Below are 19,945 nucleotides of genomic sequence, written 5' to 3'. Positions count from 1 at the left end.
AGATGACCAAGAAACTCGAAGGCAAAGTGGCGCTGGTAACCGGCGCGTCAAAGGGCATCGGCGCCGAAATCGCGATCCGCCTCGCCGCTGAAGGGGCCAAGGTTGCCGTCAACTACAGCGCCAGCAAGCAGGCGGCCGAGCGTGTCGTGGATGCGATCACCGGCAAGGGCGGCAAAGCCATCGCCGTCCACGGCAATCTCACCGACCCCAGCCACGTGAAGTCGGTGGTAGCCGAGACCGCCAGGGCGTTTGGCCCGATCGATATCCTGGTCAACAACGCCGGCATCTACGAATTCGCGCCGCTCGACGGCATCACCGCCGAGCACTTCCATAAGCATTTCGATCTCAATGTGCTTGGCCTGCTGCTGGTTTCGCAGGAAGCCGCACGGCACTTCAATGCGGCCGGCGGTAGCATCATCAATATCAGTTCTGGCGTGTCGACGATCGCGCCGCCGAACACTGCCGTCTACACCGCGACCAAAGCCGCGGTGGACGCGATCTCCTCGGTGCTGTCGAAGGAACTGGCGCCGCGCAAGATCCGCGTCAATACCGTGAACCCCGGCATGATCGCGACCGAAGGTGTCGTTTCTGCCGGCCTTTCCGAGGGCGACATGCGCAAGTGGATCGAGTCCGTCACACCGCTGGCGCGGATCGGCAAGGTCGAGGAGATCGCAGCAGCCGTGGCCTTCTTTGCCTCGGACGACGCCTCCTACGTGACCGGTGAAACGTTGCACGTCACGGGCGGCCTTCACTGAGGTGGCTGATGCTCAAGTATCAGGCCATGACGTTGTGATGGACGGAGGGCGGATTACGTCGCGCGAATCCGCCCTCCTGAGCCGCACCAATCGTGTAGCGGGACGCTCCTCGGGTATCGCTTCGCGGATGGATCACAGCCCGTCCGGCGGTTGGCCGGGACCGGTCGCGGCGGGACGCAGCTTGTCGCGCTTGCGCTCGCGATAGAACGCGTAGAGACCTGATGTCACGATGATCGCGGCGCCGGCGAGCATCGGACTGTCCGGCTTGTGACCGAACACGAGATAGCCCGTCAGCATCGCCCATAGCAGCGCGAGATAACGGAACGGCGCCACCGCCGAGATATCGCCCGTGCGCAGCGACACGATGATGCATTGATAGCCGATCAGGATCAGCACCGCGGCGAGCGCGAGAAGCGCTGTTGCGTGGCCGGACGGCGGCTTCCAGCCGCCGAGTGGAAACAGGATCACGGCGCCTGCCGTGCTGACCGTCACGGTGGTCAGCAACGTGATGAACAAGGTCGGCAGTTCCTTCGGGATGCGGCGCGTCGCAAGATCGCGCACCGCGCAGAAGCCGACCGAGGCCAGCGCCAGCAGCGCGGCCTGGCTGAAACCCTCGGCGCCCGGCCGGACGATCACCAGCACGCCGATGAAGCCGGCCGCGATCGCGAGCCAGCGCCGCCAGCCGACCGGCTCGCCGAACACCAGTGCCGCGCCAAGCGTGATGACGAGCGGCAGCGCCTGGAAGATCGCCGAGGCGTTCGCAAGCGGAATCTGCGCGATCGCCGCGAGATAGGTCAGCGTGCCGCCGATCTCGCCGACGACCCGCAAGCCGACCGGCCAGATCAACAGCGTCCGAAAGCTGCGCAGCGCCTTGCGATGGAAAGCGAGCGCCGTGATCAGCACGATCGCGAACCCGCCGCGGACGACCAGGATCTCCCCGATGTTGAGCTCCGACGACACCGCCTTGGTGATGGTGTCGTTCATCGTGAAGCTGGCCATGGCCGCGGCCATGAACAGGCTGCCGCGAAGGTTGGAAGAAAGGTGCAAGATGAGGGTCCGGCTGGAACGCACTTATCGAACGATTTGCGCTGCCGACAGCAAGGCGATCAGTCGCGATGGGATTTGCTCCCTCGCCCCGCTCTTGCGGGGAGAGGGTCGGGGTGAGGGGCTGCCTCGGCAAAGTCGGTGAAAGACGAACTCACGGAGAGTCCCCTTCACCCAGATCGCATCTGACGATGCGATCCGACCTCTCCCTGCAGGCGGGGCGAGGTTAAGAGAAAACGGCGCGCCCCTGTTCAAGGATCGCGCCGCTCAATTGCTACCGCGCGCCGGCTTTCTGCGCGTATTCCCATGACGCCTTCGACAGCGGCACGGTGCGCTTGGCCGACTCGAGGGCCTTGGCGTTCGACGCGGTGCCGTCGCGGACCCGTCCCGCGATCCCCTGCGTGATGCCGGCAAGGCGAAACAGGTTGTAGGAGAAATACCAGTTGAGATCAGGCACCGGGATGCCGGTCACGTTGCAGTAGATCTCGGCGGCCTCGTCCTGGCTTGGAATGTTCAATGCCTTGAGATCGGCGCCGGCCAGCCCCGGCATGGTCCACTGCATCAACAGATAGGTGAAGTCGGCCATGGGATCGCCGAGCGTCGACAGCTCCCAATCGAGCACCGCCTGTACGCGCGGCTCCGTGGCATGGAAGATCATGTTGTCGAGCCGATAGTCGCCATGCACGATCGAGACGCGCTGCTGTACCGGTACGGTCTTCGGCAGCCACTCGGCGAGCTTTTCGAACTCCTCGATATATTGCGTCTCGGACGCGCGGTATTGCTTGGTCCAGCGATCGACCTGCCGCGCGAAATAATTTCCCGGCTTGCCGAAATCGGCGAGTCCGATCGCTTCCGGATTGAACAGATGAAGCTTCGCCAGCGTCTCGATCTTGCTGGTGAAGATTTTCCGGCGCGCCTCCGGCGGCTGGCTCGGCAGCGTCGGGTCCCAGAATACCCGCCCCTCTTCCATCGACATGATGTAGAAGGCCGCGCCGATCACGGCATCGTCGGTGCACAGCGCATAGGCTTTCGCGACTGGAAAGTTCTGCTTGCCGAGGGCGGCGATGACGCGGAACTCGCGATCGACCGCATGCGCCGACGGCAACAATTTACCGAACGGCTTGCGGCGCATCACATAGTTGCGGCCGGGAGTCTCAAGCTTGTAGGTTGGGTTGGACTGACCGCCCTTGAATTGCAGGACCTTGAGCGGCCCCTGATAACCTTCGACGTTGTCCTGCATCCAGACGTCGAGATTCGCCTCGTTGATACGATGACGCTCCTCGACTTCCCTTGTCCCGGAAAATTCCTCGTCCTTCCTGACGCCGTCCGCCACGGTGACGCTCCCTCAACTGTTCTTGGAGAGCGCCAGCAGGCGCTCCCGTTGGTTCACTCCGTCATCCCCTCGTGGTGAGGGGCGCGGAACGGCCTGCATCCTTCGAGACGCCCGCTGTTCGCGGGCTCCTCAGGATGAGGGGTAAGCATTTACGACGCAGCAATCTTAGTGCGACGTGTTTGCATACTTCCGAAGCTCAAGTCTGGCAATGGCGCGATTGTGCACCTCGTCCGGACCGTCGGCGAGACGGAGCGTGCGGATATGCGCATAGGCGCGCGCCAGCCCGGCGTCGTCGGACACGCCGCCGCCACCGAAGGCCTGGATCGCCTGGTCGATGATCTTCAGCGCCATGTTGGGGGCTGCGACCTTGATCATCGCGATCTCGAGCTGCGCGGTCTTGTTGCCGACTTTGTCCATCATGTCGGCGGCCTTGAGGCACAGCAGGCGGTTCATCTCGATGTCGGTGCGGGCCTCGCCGATGCGCTGCTCCCAGACCGAATGCTCGATGATCTTCTTGCCGAACGCGGTACGCGAGGCGAGCCGCTTCACCATCTTCTCCAGCGCCTCCTCGGCCTGGCCGATGGTGCGCATGCAGTGATGGATGCGGCCCGGGCCGAGGCGGCCCTGCGCGATCTCGAAGCCGCGGCCTTCGCCGAGCAGGATGTTTTCCTTCGGGACACGGACGTTTTCGAGCAGCACCTGGGCGTGGCCGTGCGGCGCATCGTCGAAGCCGAACACCGGCAGCATCTTCTCGACCTTGATGCCGGGCGTATCGAGCGGCACCAGGATCTGCGACTGCTGCTGGTGCTTGGCGGCGCTCGGGTCGGTCTTGCCCATCAGGATCGCGATCTTGCAGCGCGGATCGCCGACGCCGGACGACCACCACTTGCGGCCGTTGATCACGTAGTGATCGCCGTCGCGCTCGATGCGGGTTTCGATGTTGGTGGCGTCAGACGAGGCCACGGCGGGCTCGGTCATCAGGAAGGCGGAGCGGATCTCGCCGTCCATCAGCGGGCGCAGCCATTTGCGCTTCTGCTCCTTGGTGCCGTAGCGGATGAACACTTCCATGTTGCCGGTATCGGGTGCCGAGCAGTTGAACACTTCGGACGCCCAGGAGATGTGGCCCATCTCCTCCGACAGCAGCGCGTATTCGAGGTTGGTCAATCCCGCGCCGTGGAATTCATCGTCCTCATGCGAGGACGGCGGCATGAACATGTTCCAGAGGCCTTCGGCCTTCGCCTTCTTCTTCAGCTCCTCGAGGATCGGGATCACCTTCCAGCGCGGGCCCTCGGCATCCTGCTTCTCGTAGCTCGGCACCGCGGGACGGACATGGTCCTTCATGAAGGCCTGCACGCGCTCGAGCCATTCCTTCTGCCGAGCCGACATCGTGAAATCCATGGGACGCTCCTCGTTGTTCCTAGACTTTGGGCCGCACTGTCCACCCCGCGCGCGCACGCCGCAAGGACGTTCACGGGATCGCGATCGTGGTGTGCCAGAACGCCAGCCGCGACATCGGCGGATTGACATTTCCGGCTCTTCAAACGATAGTTTCATACAAATGTTTGAAATGCAACTCCCTGCCGTCTTCGTCATTCCGGGGCGGCGCACCAGCGCCGAGCCCGGAATCCAGAAGTTGCGGCGCGAGATTCCGGGTTCGCGACCTCGTCGCGCCCCGGAATGACGAAAGGCTCCAGGCCATGGCCAGCGATCAGACACGATCCGCCATTCTCGCCGCCGCCGAACGGCTCTATGCCGACCGCGGCTTCGGCGACGTCACGCTGCGCGACATCGTCGCGGAAGCGAACGTCAACCTCGCGGCAGTGAATTACCATTTTGGCTCCAAGGACGAATTGATCGCGGAGCTGTTCGTGACCCGCAGCATCCAGACCAACCGCGAACGTCTCAATGAACTGAAGGCGGCAGAGGAGAGAGGCGGCGGACGCGCCTCAATCGAGGACATCATGCGCGCCCTCGTCGGCCCGACCCTACGCGGCTGCCTCGGGCCCGATCGCGAGGGCTCCACCGCCGCGCGCTTCATGATCCGGGCGTCGATTGAATCGGTGCCGCCGATCCGCCGCATCAAGAACCGCGAGGTCGATCACTTGCGCAAATTCGCCGCGGCAATGCGCCGCGCGATGCCCGGCCGCGAGGACACCGAGCTCTATTGGGGCCTGCACTTCGCGCTGGCGATGGCCCATCACACCATCCGCGAGAAGGAGCGCCTGCTACGGCTTTCCGAAGGCAAATGCGATCTCGACGACGTGCAGGCCATCATCGACCGCGTGGTCGCCGTCACCGTGATGGCGCTGTCGAAGGGCCAACCCGCAGCCGTCGCGCCGCCGCCCGCGCGGCCAGCCGCCATGCACGGCCGCCTGACGCGGCAGGATTTGTGAAGCGCACCTGCACGCACGGTACGCGGCGATTGACGCTTCGCCGCGAGTTCGTCACCTCTCCCATTGGAGAGGTCAAGCGGCCGGCACGTCGGGTTCAAGCAGCGTCGCCGTCTAACCGTCATCCTGAGGTGCGAGCGGAGCGAGCCTCGAAGGATGAACGGCCCGGCTGGTGGCCGTCGATCCTTCGAGACGGCCGCTGCGCGGCCTCCTCAGGATGACGGAAAAGCGTGCTGCACGTGTCGCCAACTCGGCTTACAGGATCCCCTGCGCCTTCAGCTTTTCCACCCTAGCTGCGTCATAACCGATTGTCGCCAGCACCTCGTCGGTGTTGGCGCCGAGCAGCGGCGGGGCACGGTAGTCGGTGATCGGCGTGCCGGAGAAGGTTAGCGCGTTGCGGATCAGCGACAGGTTCGGCTCGAACGGATGGTTGACCTTGACCCGCATGCCGCGCGACTGCACGTGCGGATCGCTGAACACCTGCTCGAAATTGTTGATCGGTCCGGACGGCACGCCGGCCTCCTCGAGCTTTTCCAGCCAGTACGCGACCGGCTTCTTCAGGAACAGGCCGGCGAAAATCGCCATGATCTCCTTGCCGTGCACGACGCGGTCGTTGTTCTTGATAAAGCGCTTGTCGTTGGCGAGCTCGGGCTCGCCGAGCACGGCGCAGGTGCGCTGGAACTGGCCGTCATTGCCGACCACCAGCATCAATTCGCCGTCGGTGCAGCGGAACACGCCGGCCGGCATGCCGCCATTGCCCCAGGTGCCGCGGCGCGGCGGAGTCTTGCCGTTGACGAGGTAGATCTGCAGCCAATGCGACAGCGAGGCGATCACGGTGTCGAACAGGCAGACGTCGATGTGCTGCCCTTCCCCGCCATTGGCGTCGCGATGGTAGAGCGCCGACAGAATTCCGATCGAGGTATTCATGCCGGTCATGTAGTCGACGATCGAAGGGCCGACCTTCATCGGGCCCTCGCCGGGCTCGCCGTCGATATGGCCGGTGACGCTCATCAGCCCGCCCATCGCCTGGAGGATCGCGTCGTAGCCGGCGCGCGGCGCATAGGGGCCGGTCTGGCCGAAGCCGGTCACGGAGCAATAGATGATGCCGGGGTTGAGCTTCTTGATGGTTTCGTAGTCGAGGCCGTAACGCTTGAGATCGCCGACCTTGTAGTTCTCCATCATCACGTCAGCCGTCTTGGCGAGCTCACGGATGATCTCCTGCCCTTCGGGCTTGGCGATATTGACGGTGACCGACTTCTTGTTGCGGTTGGCGCAGAGATAGAACGAGTTGTTGTTGTTCTGCTTGCCTTCGGGATCGGTCAGGTAAGGCGGGCCGAAGGCGCGGGCGTCGTCGCCGCCGCCGGGCCGCTCGATCTTGATCACCTCGGCGCCGAGATCCGCCAGCATCTGGGCCGACAACGGGCCCGCGAGCACCCGCGTCAGGTCGAGAATCTTGATGCCCGAGAGTGGCAGAGCCGACATGAACCTTCCTCCGATATGTTGATTGTGCGGCGCCGGACCTCTGCCCGCGCGCGGCCGAGCTTGCCGATACACCATTTTGGCGCGGCGAGCACTGCATTGTCGGCATGAAGCCATCCGCTTGCGGCCTATGTGCCGGATCCCGGCGGCGCTGTGCGGGAACTGACCGCTGATTGCCGCCGCGCGAAATTGTGAAAGAAGCCGACACGGTTTTGGCGCCTTCAACGGTATTTTGGCGCCGCAAGGAGGCCGGATATGCAGACGATCACGATGATGGCGCTGGCACTGACCGTGCTGGCGGGCTCGACGGCGGCGGCCGACGCACGCGGCGGTGGGCACGGATTCGGACACGGCGGGCGCCATTTGCATCGCATGCACGGCGGCGGCGCAGCCGGCGCCGGGGCATTTGCCGCCGATAAGCGCCACGCCGACGATCCTTACATCAACGCGGCCTCGGACGAGGAGGATCGCCTGCTCAACAGCAAGCTGAAGAGCATCTGCCGCGGCTGCTAAAGCGCGATGAGATTGGGGCGAATCGTCATCGCGCTTTAGCTCCTTGTTTGAGCATGATCTTTTCGGAAAACCGCTTCACAGTTTTCCGGATCATGCTCTAGGCCTACGACGCGATCGCCTGCCGCGGCGGCGCGCTGGCGCCGATCAGCTTGCTGATCTCGGGCTTGCAGCCGCCGCAATTGGTGCCGGCCTTCAGGCTGCGGCCGACGGCCGCGACGCTGTCGGCGCCCTTTCTGATCTCATCGGTGATCTGGTGCTGCCCGACGCCGAAGCACGAGCAGACGATCGGCCCCTTGTCCTCGCCTGCCCCGAATGGCCGGCCGGCCAGCAGCGACATCCGCGCATTGGCCGACAGTTGCGCTTCCGCGAACAGCCCGGCCAGCCACGCCCGCGACGGCAGCGTGTGGTCGGGCGCGATGAACACGCAGCCTTCCAGCCTGCCGTCGCGCACCGCCGCGTAGCGGAACCGTCCCGCGGCCGGATCGCGATAGGCGATCCATTCGATCTCGACCCCTTCGAGGCCGAGCTGCGCCCGCGCCCAGTCGCGCCAGCTCTCCGGGCGCGCATCGCCGGTCAGTTCCAGCCGCCAGCAATCGCCGGCCTTGCCGTGAACCCAATAGCCGGTCGCGGGACGCCTGATCGCGTTGCGGCTCAGGATGAAGGCATGCCATTTCGGCGCGTAGGGATCGGCCTTGACCGGCGTGTGCTTGGATTCCGGCTGCCCCGACAGCGGATCGACCACCGGATTGACCAGCGCGTTGACGCGCCCCGCGCCGGCGAACTCCTCGTTCCAATGCATCGGCACGAACACGCAGCCGCGGCGCTGATCGGCACTGACCACGACCCGCGCGATCATCTCGCCCCACGGGCTCGTCAGCCGGGTCAGACCCTCGTGCTGCAGACCGGCGAGACGCGCGTCCTCGGGGTGGAATTCGGCATAGGGCTCGAAGATGTGCGACAGCAGCCGCGCCGTCTTTCCGGTCCGCGTCATGGTGTGCCACTGGTCGCGGACGCGGCCGGTGTTGAGCACCAGCGGATAGTCGCGGCTGGTCGCGTTGCCCGCCGGGCGCGGCGCCACCGGGATGAAGCGGGCCTTGCGGTCGGGCGTGAAGAATTTTTGGGTGTCGAACATCCGCGCCGTGCCGGCCGGATGATCAGATGTCACCGGCCACTGCACGGGCGCCAGAGCGGCGTAACCGCCGTTATCGAGCGTCGCCAGCGCCGAGATGTCGAAATCCCGTGTCCCCTCGTTCTCGAAGCCGGATAGCGCGGCGTGCTCGCGGAACACTTCGGCGACGGAAGCGTAGTCGAAGCCGGAATAGCCCATGCGGCTCGCGACGTCGCAGATGATCCGCCAGTCGGCGCGCGCCTCGCCCGGCGCCGGCAAGAACGGCCGCTGCCGCGAGATGCGGCGCTCGGAGTTGGTGACGGTGCCGTCCTTCTCGCCCCACGCCAGCGCGGGCAACAGCACGTCGGCATAACGCGTCGTGTCGGTGTCGCGCATGCAGTCGGACACCACGACGAGCTCGCACGCCTCGAGCGCGGCGCGCACGCGATCCGCATCGGGCAGACTGACGACCGGGTTGGTCGAGATGATCCAGACCGCCTTGATGCGCTTGTCGGCGATGGCGTCGAACATGTCGACGGCCTTCAGTCCGCCCTTCTCCGCGATGACAGGCGCCCGCCAGAACCGCTGCACCTTCTCGCGATGCTCGGGCTTCTCGAGCTCCATATGCGCGGCAAGCTGGTTGGCAAGGCCGCCGACCTCGCGGCCGCCCATCGCGTTGGGCTGGCCGGTGAGCGAAAACGGTCCCATGCCGGGACGGCCGATCCGTCCCGTCAATAGATGGCAATTGATGATGGCGTTGACCTTGTCGACGCCGCTGCTCGACTGGTTGATACCTTGTGAATACAGCGTGACGACGCGTTCAGTGCGGGTGAACCAGTCGAAGAACAGCCCGACCGCGCCTTCGGTCAGGCCGCAGGTCGCAGCGGTCTGCGCCAGGGTCTGGCCGGCCACCTGCTTGAGGGCGTCGACGATGCCTGTCGTGCAATTGCCGACAAAGCTGCGATCGACCGCATTGCTGCCGGCGAGGTACGCGAACAGCCCGTTGAACAGCACGGAGTCGCTGCCGGAGCGCAACGGCAGATGCAGATCGGCGCCCTCGCACGTCGCGGTGCGGCGCGGATCGATCACCACGATCTTGCAGGCCGGGTTCTTCTCCTTAGCCGCCAGCATGCGTTGATACAGGATCGGGTGACACCAGCCGGCGTTGGAGCCGACCAGCACCAACAGATCGGCCTGTTCGAGATCCTCGTAGCAGCCCGGCACCGTGTCACTGCCGAACGCGCGCTTGTGCCCGGCGACGCTCGAGGCCATGCAGAGCCGCGAATTGGTGTCGATGTTGGCGGTGCCGACAAAGCCCTTGGCGAGCTTGTTGATGACGTAATAGTCCTCGGTCAGGAGCTGCCCCGAGACGTAGAACGCCACCGCATCGGGCCCGTGCTCCCGGATGATCCGGCTGAAGCCGCCAGCGACATGGTCGAGCGCGTCGTCCCAGGTCGCCGGCGCGCCGCCGATCAGCGGTTCGAGCAGCCGCCCTTCAAGACCGATGGTCTCGGCAAGCGCCGAGCCCTTGCTGCAGAGCCGGCCGAAGTTCGCCGGATGCTGCGGGTCCCCCTCGACGCGGACGGTGCCGTCCGCATCCTTGCGCGCGACGACGCCACAGCCGACGCCGCAATAGGGGCACGTGGTCTTGATCGACATCGCCTGTCGCTCAGCTCACCGCCGCCGTCTGCCGAACCGACAGCCACACCACGCCGTTCTCGACCTTGGCCGGATACGTGTGTGTGCAGCCCTCGTCGGGCGCGACCGCCTGACCGCTCGCCAGTTCGATGACGAAATTGTGCAGCGGACAGGTCACCCGCTTGTTGTGCACGATGCCCTGCGACAGCGGCCCGCCCTTGTGCGGACAGCGGTCGTCGAGCGCGAACACCTCGTCGCTCTCGGTGCGAAACACCGCGATGTTGCCGTGAGGCGTGCGGACCACCCGCGAGCCGAGCCGCGGAATCTCGTCCAGCGCGCCGATTTCAATCCAGCCGGTCATGCGATCTCCAATTCGGCAAGCGGTGCGAATTCGTTGCGGTCGACGCCGCGGCTGGCGCGCTCGGCCCACGGGTCGGTCTGCGCGAACTGCTGCGAGTAGGCGAAGCGTCCGAACAGCGCCTTGCGGTTCGTGACATCGTCGACGACGCGCTTCCTGATCTGCTCGAGCCCGACACGGTCGCACCATTTGTACATCCGCTCGAGATACCAGCCCTCCTCGCGGTAGAGCTGGGTCAGCGCCACGATCACCTCGAGCGCCTCATCCTCGGTCTCGACCTTGGTCAGGAACTCGGTGCCCTTGATGTGCAACCCGGCGGCGCCGGCGAAGTGGATCTCGTAACCGGAATCGACGCAGACCACGCCGACGTCCTTGCAGGTCGCCTCCGCGCAGTTGCGCGGACAGCCGGAGACCGCGAGCTTGACCTTGGCGGGCGTCCAGGAACCCCACATGAACTTCTCGAGCTTGATGCCGAGGCCGGTCGAGTCCTGGGTGCCAAAGCGGCACCACTCCGAGCCGACGCAGGTCTTCACTGTGCGCAGTCCCTTGGCGTAGGCGTGACCCGACACCATACCGGCGTCGTTCAGATCGGCCCACACCGCCGGCAAGTCCTCCTTCTTGACGCCAAGCAGGTCGATGCGCTGGCCGCCGGTAACCTTCACCGTCGGGATGTTGAACTTCTCGGCGACGTCGGCGATGGCGCGCAGCTCGCTCGGCGTGGTGACGCCGCCCCACATCCGCGGCACCACCGAGTAGGTGCCGTCCTTCTGGATGTTGGCATGCACGCGCTCGTTGATGAAGCGCGACTGCTGGTCGTCGCGATATTCGCCGGGCCAGGTGGCGAGCAGATAGTAGTTCAGCGCCGGGCGGCAGGAATGGCAGCCGTTCAGCGTCTTCCACTCCATGAAGCGCATCACGGCGGGAATGGTCTTGAGCTGCTGCTCGACGATCACGCGGCGAACATCATCGTGGCTGTGATCGGTGCATTTGCACAGCGGCTTGACCTTCGGCGCCGCCGAGTAATCGCCGCCGAGCGTGAATGCCAGCACCTGCTCGACCAGGCCGGTGCAGGAGCCGCAGGACGACGACGCCTTGGTATGGGCGCGGACGTCGTCGAGCGTGAACAGCTTCTTGTCGGTGATCGCCTTGACGATCGTGCCCTTGCAGACGCCGTTGCAGCCGCAGATCTCGGTCTCGTCGCTCATCGCGGCAACCGAGCTCTGGCCGCTGACGCCGCCGTCGCCCAAATTGGCCGCGCCGAACACCAGGCGCTCGCGCATGTGCGAGACGTCGGTGCCGTCGCGGAGATGCTGGAAGTACCAGGGGCCGTCGATGGTGTCGCCATAGAGCACGGCGCCGACGATCTTCTTGTCCTTCAGGATGATGCGCTTGTAGACGCCGCGATTGGCGTCCTGCAGCACGATCTCCTCCTTGTCCGGCCCCGGCGCGAAGTCGCCGGCCGAGAACAGATCGATGCCGGTGACCTTCAGCTTGGTCGAGGTGACCGAGCCGTCATAGGTGGCAAAGCCCTTCATCGCGAGGTGGTTGGCGCAGACCTTGGCCTGGTCGAACAGCGGCGCGACCAGACCGTAGGTCTGGCGGCGGTGCTGCACGCATTCGCCAACCGCATAGATGCGGCCGTCATAGGTCTGCATGGTGTCGGAGACGACGATGCCCCGCTCGCAATAGAGCCCGGCCTTCTTCGCCAGCTCGAAGTTCGGCCGGATGCCGACCGCCATCACGACGAGATCGGCCGGCAGCTCGGTGCCGTCGGCGAAGCGGACACCGGTGACGCGGTCCTCACCCAGGATGGCCTGCGTCTGCGCCGGCATCTTGAACACCATGCCGCGCTCTTCCAGCGATTTGCGCAGCAGCCCGCCGGCGACCGGATCGAGCTGGCGCTCCATCAGCGTATCTAGCAGATGCACGACCGTGACGTTCATGCCGCGCTTCATCAGCCCGTTGGCGGCTTCGAGGCCCAGCAGGCCGCCGCCGATCACGACCGCGTTGCGATAGTCGGTCGAGGCCTTGATCATACGATCGACATCGTAGATGTCGCGGAAGCCGATCACGCCCGGCAGGTCCTTGCCCGGCAGCGGCAGCATGATCGGATTCGAGCCCGTCGCGATCAGCAGGCGGTCGTAGGGAACGCGATCGCCGGCCTCAGTGACGACCTCGCAGGTGCGACGATCGATCATCGTGACCGTCTCGCCCTTGCGCAGCGTGATGTTGTTGTCCTCGTACCAATCGACGGTGTTGAGCATGATGTCGTCGACGGTCTTCTCGCCGGCGAGCACCGGCGATAGCAGGATGCGGTTGTAGTTGCCGTAGGGTTCCGAACCGAACACCGTGATGTCGTAGAGATCGGGCGCACGCTCGAGCAACGCCTCCACGGTGCGGATGCCGGCCATCCCGTTGCCGATCACAACAAGCTTTTGCTTCGTCACCTTATCGAGCATGGTCTGCCTTTCGATTCCGACGACGCTGCGCAGCGACGCAGCACACGTCGTCGATCAACGTCGATTGAAGATGGGATTGTTCGGAAGCCCAGCCGCGGGCGCAGACCGTCGTCACTGACGATCGATATTCCTTTGCAGACTGATATTCAAAACGCGTGCCAATTCGGCGCGGCCGAATCCGGCAGCAAAATCAAATGGTTTCCGGCGACATCAAAAACCTCCGGATCGGGGGCGCGCGGATCGCCGGCCGATTTTTTAGCCACGCCGATGATCTCTTGTGCATGACAGCGTAAGAAGCATTCGTGCGGTTCCCGAGGCGGGATTGACGTGCAACCACGCGCGTTCGGCACGGCGCTCAAAAAAGCACCACCATGCGCGTTTGCGCGGCGGCGCCTGCTGCGCACGACAGCAATCGGAGTTGTCGCAGACAGACCGGGAGCACCGGGACAACGCCTTGCGATTGCTGACGAAGCATCGCCGTCGATTTCGAATGGCACGCTTATTGCTGAAGTTCCTGCTGATCGGGAACGTCTCAACGACGAGCGCTCTCGTCCTTCATCCCCATTCTGTCCATTTGCGCCAAGACCGGCCGCACCTCACGCGGCTGCCTTCGTCGCAGCATCGCGAGGCAATGAACAATGAAGTTCGCTGAATTCAAGAAGGCAGGTCACTGGCCGACGCTGCTGGCGGCTTTCCTGTACTTCGACATCAGTTTCATGGCGTGGGTCTCGCTCGGCCCGCTGATCGTCTATATCGCGCGCGACATGAACCTGGCGGTGAACGAGAAGTTCACGCTGGTTGCAATTCCCGTGCTGGCTGGCGCGCTGCTGCGCGTGCCGATGGGCCTGCTCGCCGACGTGATCGGCGCCAAGCGCACCGGCATCATCGCCCAGCTCGTCGTGATCGCCGCGACGGTGGCAGTCTGGCAGTTCGGCTTGACCAGCAAGCTTGCGATCGAACTGTTCGGCATGGTGCTCGGCATCGGCGGTGCCTCGTTTGCAGTGGCCCTGCCCCAGGCCAGCCGCTGGTATCCGCCGCAATACCAGGGCGTCGTGATGGGCATCGCCGGCGCCGGCAACATGGGTGTGGTGCTCGACACGCTGCTCGCGCCGAGCATTGCCGAACATTGGGGCTGGCAGGCCGTGTTCGGCTGCCTTCTGATCCCGATGCTGATGGTGCTCGCTTATTACGTCGCCGCCGCCAAGGACGCGCCCGGCGAGCGCAAGCCGATCTCGCTGAAGGCCTATGGCACCCTGCTCAAGGATTCCGACAGCCGGTGGTTCATGTTCTTCTACTTCATCACCTTCGGCGGCTTCGTCGGACTGGCCAACGCGCTGCCGCTCTATTTCACCGTGCAGTATCATGTCTCTGGCGTCGCAGCGGGCCTGCTGGTGGCCTTGATCGTCGCCTTCGGATCCGGCTTCCGACCCGTGGGCGGCCTGATCGCCGACCGTATCGGCGGCATCCGCGCACTATCGATCCTGTTCGGCGTCGTGGTCGCGGCCTATCTCGTGATCGCCTTCATGCCGGAGGGTCCTGTAGCACCGGCCCAGGGCGGCTGGGCGTTGACCGCGATGCCGCGCATCGCCTGGATCTCGGTCCTCCTGTTTTCGATCGGCGTGCTGGCACTCGGCATGGGCAACGGCGCCGTGTTCCAGCTCATCCCGCTGCGCTTCCGTCACGAGATCGGACTGATGACCGGCCTCGTCGGCTGTGCCGGCGGCATCGGCGGTTACTTCCTGGCGCAGACGCTGGGCACTGCCAAGGCCATGACCGGTGGCTTCGGTGCCGGCTTCCTGTTCTTCGGCGGGCTGGCGTTGCTTGGCTTCATCGGACTTGCCATGGTCAAGGTCCGCTGGCGCACCACCTGGGGCGCCGTATCCGGAGCGCGCGTCTGAACCCCACTCGCGCTCCCAAGCGCGGCAGGACAGAACGCACGTGGCGAACGGCTTGCAACGAGATCTCGGAGTTCGCGTCGGTTTCGCCAGCGAGACCGGCAAGCGCGCCGCCAATGAGGACTATGTCGCGGCCTGCCTCGGTAGGCCCGGCACCCTCAGTCCCGACGTCGTTGCGGCCGTGGCAGATGGCGTCGGCGGCCACAAGGGCGGGCGAGAGGCCGCCGAGGTCGCCGTCCGCAGCTTCATCGACGCGTACTATTCGCTTTCCGAGACGCTCGGCGTCCGCCGACGCGCCGCACGCGCGCTGGAGGCCGCGAACAGTTGGATCCACGCCCAGGGCCGCGTCGACGCCGCACGCAGCGGCATGGCCTGCGCCTTCTCGTCGATCGTGCTGGCGCGGCGGCAATGTCATGTCATCCATATCGGCGATACCCGTGCCTACAGGCTGAGCGAGGGGCGGCTGGAGCGGCTGACGCAGGATCACATCGCCGGCCGCGGCGACCTCGCGCACATGCTCAACCGGGCCATCGGGTTCGAGGAATTCGCGCGCTTCGATTACACGAGCGTGGGGCTTCGGCAGCATGACCGTCTCGTCATCTGCAGTGATGGCGTGCACGGCGCGCTCGGCGATGCTGGCATCCAGCAATTGCTCGAGGAGCGTACGCCGCCGGAGGAAACTGCCCGCGCCATCGTCGAGGCCGCGCTCGCCGCTGACGGCAGCGACAACGCCACTGCGCTGGTGCTCGACATCGTCGACCTGCCGCCCGCAGACCGCGACGAGCTTACCCATGCGATCGCCGCGCTGCCGATCCTCGACCTGCCTGCGTCAGGCGAGGTCATCGATGATTTCGTGCTCGGCGATGTCCTGTCCGACGGACGCTACAGCCGCCTGTTCAAGGCCGTCGACAAGCGGGTCGGCCGCGAGGTCGTGCTGAAGTTTCCGCATCCGCGCGTGGCCGGCGAAGGCTCCTACCGCCTCGCCTTCGTGCGCGAGGCCTGGGTCGCTGCGCGGGTGCGCAGCCTGTGGATCGGCGAGATCATCGAACTGCCGGCGGAGCGGCAGACGCGGCTCTATTCAGCGATGCCGCTTTATGACGGCGAGACGCTGGAGCAGCGCCTGAAGCGCGCGCCGCGACTATCGCTCGCCGACGGGATCGCGATTGCGACCAAGCTGGTGCGCGCCGTCACGGCGCTGCACCGCGCCGGCATCATCCATCGCGACATCAAGCCGGACAATGTGATCCTGCTGAAGGACGGCGGCTTGCGCCTCGTCGACCTCGGGGTTGCGCGCGTGCCCCTGCTGGAGGATTTTCCAGCCGAGGACATTCCGGGCACCGCGAGCTACATGGCCCCCGAGCTATTCGGCGGCACGGCGGGCAACGAGGCCTCCGACCTGTTCGCGCTCGGCGTCACTGTCTACCGCATGTTCACGGCGAATTATCCATTCGGCGAGATCGAGCCGTTCTCGCGGCCGCGCTTCGGCAAGCCAGCGCCGCTGTCGCGCTACCGCCCGGACCTGCCGGCCTGGCTCGACGCTGTCATCGGCAGGGCGATCAGCATCGAGCCCGCTCAGCGCTACGGCGATGTCATCGAGTTTGCCCATGAGCTGGAAAACGGCGCCACCTGGGCCGGCCCCGCGGTAACAGGCCGGAAATCGCTGCACGACCGCGATCCCGTGATGTTCTGGAAGGTGCTGTGCGCCATCCTCGCCGTGATCATCGTGGTGCTCCTGGCGCGGCATTAGATCAGGTCAAATCGACCTGACCAGAGACTCGCTTCGCCTCAAGACCCGGCGCGGCGAATCGTGATCCGGGTCTCGTCGGTGAAATCCCTCAGCTCCTTGTTCGGCTCGCGATAGAGGTGCCGTTCGATCTCGATCGATCGGCCTTCGGTCGTCTTGCTGCAATGCTCGTCGACAAAGCTGCCGCCGACGGCCTGCTTGTCGCCGGCCGGTTGCGCGTCCGAGCAGGTCCATCCGTCGGCGCCGTAGCGGGACTTGGCCTGCAGCCCGAGCAGGAACGCCTTCTTGCGCAGATACAGTCGCGCCTTCGGATCGGTCTCGATCGTCAGGGCCGCGACCCTGGCGTCGTGATCGACCATGACGGTGAGAATGGCCGGGTGGCCGCCGACCAACGTGCCTTCCCGCGACGTCGCCGGGTCGTACTCAAAGTGGATCGCGCGCAACTGGTCCGCGCCGGCCGGACAGTCCGACCACTGCGTCCAGCCCGACAGCTTGTGCGCCTTGTCGCCGGCACAGCTCAGGTTGACATATCCCGTGCTCGGGGCGCTGGTGATCGGCATGCCGACGCTGATGTCGCGCAGGTCTCCGGCGGTCGCCATCGCCGGCACGGCTGCCGTGACGGTAGCCGCAAAGACCAGGCCACGAATTGCTGATCCCTGCTTGCTCATGGTTTTGCCTTGTCGTTCTGATCTGACGGCGCGGCGGCGTGCCCGTCCCCCTTGTAGATGTTGCAGACGCGCGAGCCCTCGCCGAAGAACGCGATGCATTGGTCATAGGTCGGCTCGCCCTTGCCCTTGACATGAGCCAGCACATAGTCGGCGACGGCCTCGATCTCGTTGGGCCGCAGAAAGACGTTGGCCTCCGGCGGCATGCGATCGCCGACATCCTGACGCGTCATCTCGTAGCATTTGGTGGTGTCGTAGGAGCCGCGCACGAAAAACGGCATGCCGGTGCCCGGCCGTCCGCAACTGACGGTCTCGACGATCTGCTCGCGTGTCAGCTCGGTTTTGCGAAGCGACAGCGCGTCGCCGCCATAGCCGCCGCCGCCGTTGCCGTGCCATTTGTGGCAACCCATGCAGTTTGCCCGCTTGAACACCGCCTTGCCGGCATCGGTCGGATCGCTTGCCGCCTGCGCATGCGCGCCACCCACACATCCCATCACGAGCACGCAGCCGAGCCACGCGCCAACCAACCATGTTTGCTTCATTTGCTTTTGTTTCTCTTGGCCAGAGCCCGCTCCGTTCCGACGGAATCGGAACGGAGCTCGCGATTCCTGTTTCGTCGCGTTTTCTTCACGCGAGGCGGTAATCCACCTCGCTCGAAAGCGCTGCGGTCGACGCGGGAGGCTTCGGGCCGAAGCCTCCCGCGCCTGCGAGGTCAAAGGGCGAACACGTAGAGCATCGAGCCCGGCTGCATCTTTTTCAGCTCGGGCGTGGCGTCGATGAACCACTTGTCCCAGGCACCGCCGAGACCGACCAGGATCGCGACGTACTGCTTGCCGTCCACCGAGAACGTCATCGGAGGCGCGTTGACACCGCCGCCGGTGTTGAACTCCCAGAGCTTCTGCAAGGACTTCGCGTCATAGGCGATCACTTCGCCGGACGGCTGTCCGGAGAACACCAGGTCAGGTGTAGCGAGAACGCCGCCGAGGTTCGGGAACTCCGTCTCCGCCTTCCCCGCCACCTTGCCGGTGGTGACGTCGATCGCAGTCACGCTGCCGGTGATCTTGACCGGCTGGCTCGGTCCGCCGCCGGTGAAGAACTCGCGCGGCTTGATCTTCTCCGGCGTCATCTCCTCGACCGTGATCCGGTTGCAGCTCTCGATCACCGGGATGTACCAGAGCTTCAGGTTCGGATTGTACGCGGTCGGCGGCCAATTCTTGCCGCCCATGTTGCCGGGGCAGATATCCGTCACCTTGTTCTGCCGGCTCGGCGTGACCGACACGTTGTAGCGCTGCACGCCCTGCTTCGCATCGTACTCCACCGGCTTGCCCGACTCCGGATCGAGGCCCTTGGTCCAGGTCACCTTCTTCACGAACGGCAAGCCCCAGATGAACTTGCCGGTGGTGCGGTCGATCGCATAGGCGAAGCCGTTGCGATCGGCCTCGAGCGCGAGCTTCAGCGTCGTGTTGTTCGGACCGGGAACATCGGCCAGCACATTCTCCGCCACGCTGTCATAGTCGTAGGGATCGTTCGGCGTGTGCTGGTAATGCCACTTGATCTTGCCGGTGTCGGCATCGAGCCCGAGCGAGCTGTCGGTATAGAGATTGTCACCGGGCCGGTATTCATTATCCCAGTCCGGGCCGGGATTGCCGACACCCCAGATGATCGTGTTGGTCGACGGGTCATAGCTGCCGGTGACCCAGGTCGATCCTCCTCCCGTTGCGGCGGCGCTCTTGTCGTCCTTCCAGGTCTCGTGGCCGGGATCGTCCTTGCCCGGGATCGTGTGCGTGCGCCAGAGTTCCTTTTGGGACTTCAGATCGGTGGCGGCAATCCAGCCACGAATGCCGTATTCGGCGCCGGCCACGCCCGTGATCGCCATATCCTTGACGATCAGCGGCGCACCGGTGACCACCTCGCCCTTGTCGGGATCGGCGACCTGACGCTGCCAGGCGACCTGACCGGTCTCCTTGTTGGTCGCGATCAGGCGGCCGTCGAGCGTGTGCGAGATGACGAGGTTGTTCCACAGCGCGACGCCGCGGTTGTCGACGCCGCAGCAGGCGACGGCGCCGGCCCAGTCGTGATCTGTCTTGGGATCCATCTTCCAGAGCAATGTGCCTTTGCCGCCATGGGCATCGATCTTGTAGACCGAGCCCCAACCGTCGGTGACGTACATGAATCCGTTCTCGACGATCGGCGTCCCTTCCAGGCCGCCATGCGACCAGATTCCGCCGCCCTCGACGCCGCCGAGCGCCATGGTCCAGGCGACCTTCAGGTTCTTGACGTTGTCATGGTTGATCTCGGTGAGTGTCGAGAACCGGTTGGCCGCGTAGTCCTTGTGATGGTGCAGCCAGTTGCCGGCTTCCTTGTCAGCATTGAGCAGTCGCTCCTGGCTGACATCTTCCGCGAATGCGAAAGAGCCGGCGATGGTCGCAGCGGATGCTACGGCCGCTGCGAGCACATGGGATTTAGCCCAATTCAACCTCGTCATAGTCGTTTCCTCCGGATCTAGCATCTTCATTGATCGAATTGCCCGTCACATACGGGGTGTTCGGGTGAGAAGCCTTGAG

At 65.0% G+C, this 19,945-nt stretch carries 15 protein-coding genes; 5 read left to right on the top strand and 10 right to left on the bottom strand.

Going from position 1 to position 19,945, the window contains the following annotated elements; translation table 11 throughout:
- Positions 1–2 precede the first annotated feature (2 nt).
- Complete coding sequence (locus P6U25_RS14885) at positions 3–755, top strand: SDR family NAD(P)-dependent oxidoreductase (RefSeq protein ID WP_407151908.1); 753 nt, start codon at positions 3–5, stop codon at positions 753–755.
- Positions 756–887: 132 nt separating this feature from the next.
- Here the strand turns inward: P6U25_RS14885 and P6U25_RS14880 are convergent, their stop codons facing one another.
- From P6U25_RS14880 to P6U25_RS14870, 3 genes are all read right to left on the bottom strand, one after another.
- The gene (locus P6U25_RS14880) at positions 888–1,802 is read right to left on the bottom strand and encodes a DMT family transporter (RefSeq protein WP_407151907.1); all 915 of its coding nucleotides are present in this window, start codon (positions 1,800–1,802) and stop codon (positions 888–890) included.
- Positions 1,803–2,073: 271 nt separating this feature from the next.
- Complete coding sequence (locus tag P6U25_RS14875) at positions 2,074–3,132, bottom strand: phosphotransferase family protein (protein ID WP_407151906.1); 1,059 nt, start codon at positions 3,130–3,132, stop codon at positions 2,074–2,076.
- Between the two features lie 165 nt (positions 3,133–3,297).
- Complete coding sequence (locus P6U25_RS14870; RefSeq protein WP_407151905.1) at positions 3,298–4,530, bottom strand: acyl-CoA dehydrogenase family protein; 1,233 nt, start codon at positions 4,528–4,530, stop codon at positions 3,298–3,300.
- Positions 4,531–4,829: 299 nt separating this feature from the next.
- On the opposite strand from P6U25_RS14870, the gene P6U25_RS14865 reads away from it, so the two are divergent.
- Positions 4,830–5,525, top strand: coding sequence for a TetR/AcrR family transcriptional regulator (locus P6U25_RS14865; protein WP_407151904.1), 696 nt, complete (start codon positions 4,830–4,832; stop codon positions 5,523–5,525).
- A 252-nt stretch (positions 5,526–5,777) separates the two neighbouring features.
- Here the strand turns inward: P6U25_RS14865 and P6U25_RS14860 are convergent, their stop codons facing one another.
- Complete coding sequence (locus tag P6U25_RS14860) at positions 5,778–7,004, bottom strand: CaiB/BaiF CoA transferase family protein (protein WP_407151903.1); 1,227 nt, start codon at positions 7,002–7,004, stop codon at positions 5,778–5,780.
- 252 nt (positions 7,005–7,256) lie between these two features.
- Between P6U25_RS14860 and P6U25_RS14855 the strand changes: the two genes are divergently transcribed.
- Positions 7,257–7,514: a hypothetical protein gene (locus P6U25_RS14855; RefSeq protein WP_407151902.1), complete on the top strand. Its 258-nt coding sequence runs from the start codon at positions 7,257–7,259 to the stop codon at positions 7,512–7,514.
- A gap of 103 nt (positions 7,515–7,617) precedes the next feature.
- Here P6U25_RS14855 and P6U25_RS14850 read toward each other — a convergent pair whose 3' ends face one another.
- The 3 genes from P6U25_RS14850 to nirB are packed head-to-tail and all read right to left on the bottom strand — an operon-like array spanning position 7,618 to position 13,077.
- On the bottom strand, positions 7,618–10,281 hold the full coding sequence (locus P6U25_RS14850) for a molybdopterin-dependent oxidoreductase (protein WP_407151901.1): 2,664 nt from the start codon (positions 10,279–10,281) through the stop codon (positions 7,618–7,620).
- A 10-nt stretch (positions 10,282–10,291) separates the two neighbouring features.
- Positions 10,292–10,621 carry a nitrite reductase small subunit NirD gene (gene nirD, locus P6U25_RS14845; RefSeq protein WP_407151900.1) on the bottom strand — a complete coding sequence of 110 codons (330 nt, stop codon included), beginning with the start codon at positions 10,619–10,621 and terminating at the stop codon, positions 10,292–10,294.
- On the bottom strand, positions 10,618–13,077 hold the full coding sequence (gene nirB / locus P6U25_RS14840) for a nitrite reductase large subunit NirB (RefSeq protein ID WP_407151899.1): 2,460 nt from the start codon (positions 13,075–13,077) through the stop codon (positions 10,618–10,620). The genes nirD and nirB overlap by 4 nt, the downstream gene beginning before the upstream one ends.
- A 638-nt stretch (positions 13,078–13,715) precedes the next feature.
- Between nirB and P6U25_RS14835 the strand changes: the two genes are divergently transcribed.
- Both P6U25_RS14835 and P6U25_RS14830 read left to right on the top strand, forming a co-directional pair.
- Positions 13,716–14,975, top strand: a complete 1,260-nt coding sequence (locus P6U25_RS14835; protein ID WP_407151898.1) for an MFS transporter — start codon at positions 13,716–13,718, stop codon at positions 14,973–14,975.
- Positions 14,976–15,015: 40 nt separating this feature from the next.
- Entirely contained in the window at positions 15,016–16,719 is a 1,704-nt protein-coding gene (locus P6U25_RS14830; protein ID WP_407151897.1) for a protein kinase domain-containing protein, read from the top strand.
- Positions 16,720–16,757: 38 nt separating this feature from the next.
- On the opposite strand, the gene P6U25_RS14825 is transcribed toward P6U25_RS14830, so the two are convergent.
- The 3 genes from P6U25_RS14825 to P6U25_RS14815 all read right to left on the bottom strand — a co-directional run bounded on the left by P6U25_RS14825 (position 16,758) and on the right by P6U25_RS14815 (position 19,866).
- A complete protein-coding gene (locus P6U25_RS14825; RefSeq protein ID WP_407151896.1) occupies positions 16,758–17,384 on the bottom strand; it encodes a hypothetical protein in 627 nt (208 codons plus the stop codon).
- Positions 17,381–17,875 (bottom strand): c-type cytochrome, encoded by a 495-nt coding sequence (locus P6U25_RS14820; RefSeq protein ID WP_407152525.1) that lies wholly within the window; start codon positions 17,873–17,875, stop codon positions 17,381–17,383. Before P6U25_RS14820 ends, P6U25_RS14825 begins: the two co-directional genes overlap by 4 nt.
- Before the next feature lie 218 nt (positions 17,876–18,093).
- Positions 18,094–19,866: a PQQ-dependent dehydrogenase, methanol/ethanol family gene (locus tag P6U25_RS14815; protein ID WP_407151895.1), complete on the bottom strand. Its 1,773-nt coding sequence runs from the start codon at positions 19,864–19,866 to the stop codon at positions 18,094–18,096.
- Positions 19,867–19,945 lie beyond the last annotated feature (79 nt).

Source organism: Bradyrhizobium sp. ORS 86 (assembly GCF_045571475.1).
Classification (GTDB): Bacteria; Pseudomonadota; Alphaproteobacteria; order Rhizobiales; family Xanthobacteraceae; genus Bradyrhizobium.
This window is presented reverse-complemented; position numbering and strand designations above follow the sequence as displayed.

Bases quoted from the DNA above. Each gene is read 5' to 3' on its own strand.
- P6U25_RS14885 (WP_407151908.1), top strand. From the start codon at position 3: ATGACCAAGAAACTCGAAGGCAAAGTGGCGCTGGTAACCGGCGCGTCA.
- P6U25_RS14870 (WP_407151905.1), bottom strand. From the start codon at position 4,530: ATGGATTTCACGATGTCGGCTCGGCAGAAGGAATGGCTCGAGCGCGTG.
- P6U25_RS14865 (WP_407151904.1), top strand. From the start codon at position 4,830: ATGGCCAGCGATCAGACACGATCCGCCATTCTCGCCGCCGCCGAACGG.
- P6U25_RS14860 (WP_407151903.1), bottom strand. From the start codon at position 7,004: ATGTCGGCTCTGCCACTCTCGGGCATCAAGATTCTCGACCTGACGCGG.
- P6U25_RS14855 (WP_407151902.1), top strand. From the start codon at position 7,257: ATGCAGACGATCACGATGATGGCGCTGGCACTGACCGTGCTGGCGGGC.
- P6U25_RS14850 (WP_407151901.1), bottom strand. From the start codon at position 10,281: ATGTCGATCAAGACCACGTGCCCCTATTGCGGCGTCGGCTGTGGCGTC.
- nirD (WP_407151900.1), bottom strand. From the start codon at position 10,621: ATGACCGGCTGGATTGAAATCGGCGCGCTGGACGAGATTCCGCGGCTC.
- nirB (WP_407151899.1), bottom strand. From the start codon at position 13,077: ATGCTCGATAAGGTGACGAAGCAAAAGCTTGTTGTGATCGGCAACGGG.
- P6U25_RS14835 (WP_407151898.1), top strand. From the start codon at position 13,716: ATGAAGTTCGCTGAATTCAAGAAGGCAGGTCACTGGCCGACGCTGCTG.
- P6U25_RS14825 (WP_407151896.1), bottom strand. From the start codon at position 17,384: ATGAGCAAGCAGGGATCAGCAATTCGTGGCCTGGTCTTTGCGGCTACC.
- P6U25_RS14820 (WP_407152525.1), bottom strand. From the start codon at position 17,875: ATGGGATGTGTGGGTGGCGCGCATGCGCAGGCGGCAAGCGATCCGACC.
- P6U25_RS14815 (WP_407151895.1), bottom strand. From the start codon at position 19,866: ATGACGAGGTTGAATTGGGCTAAATCCCATGTGCTCGCAGCGGCCGTA.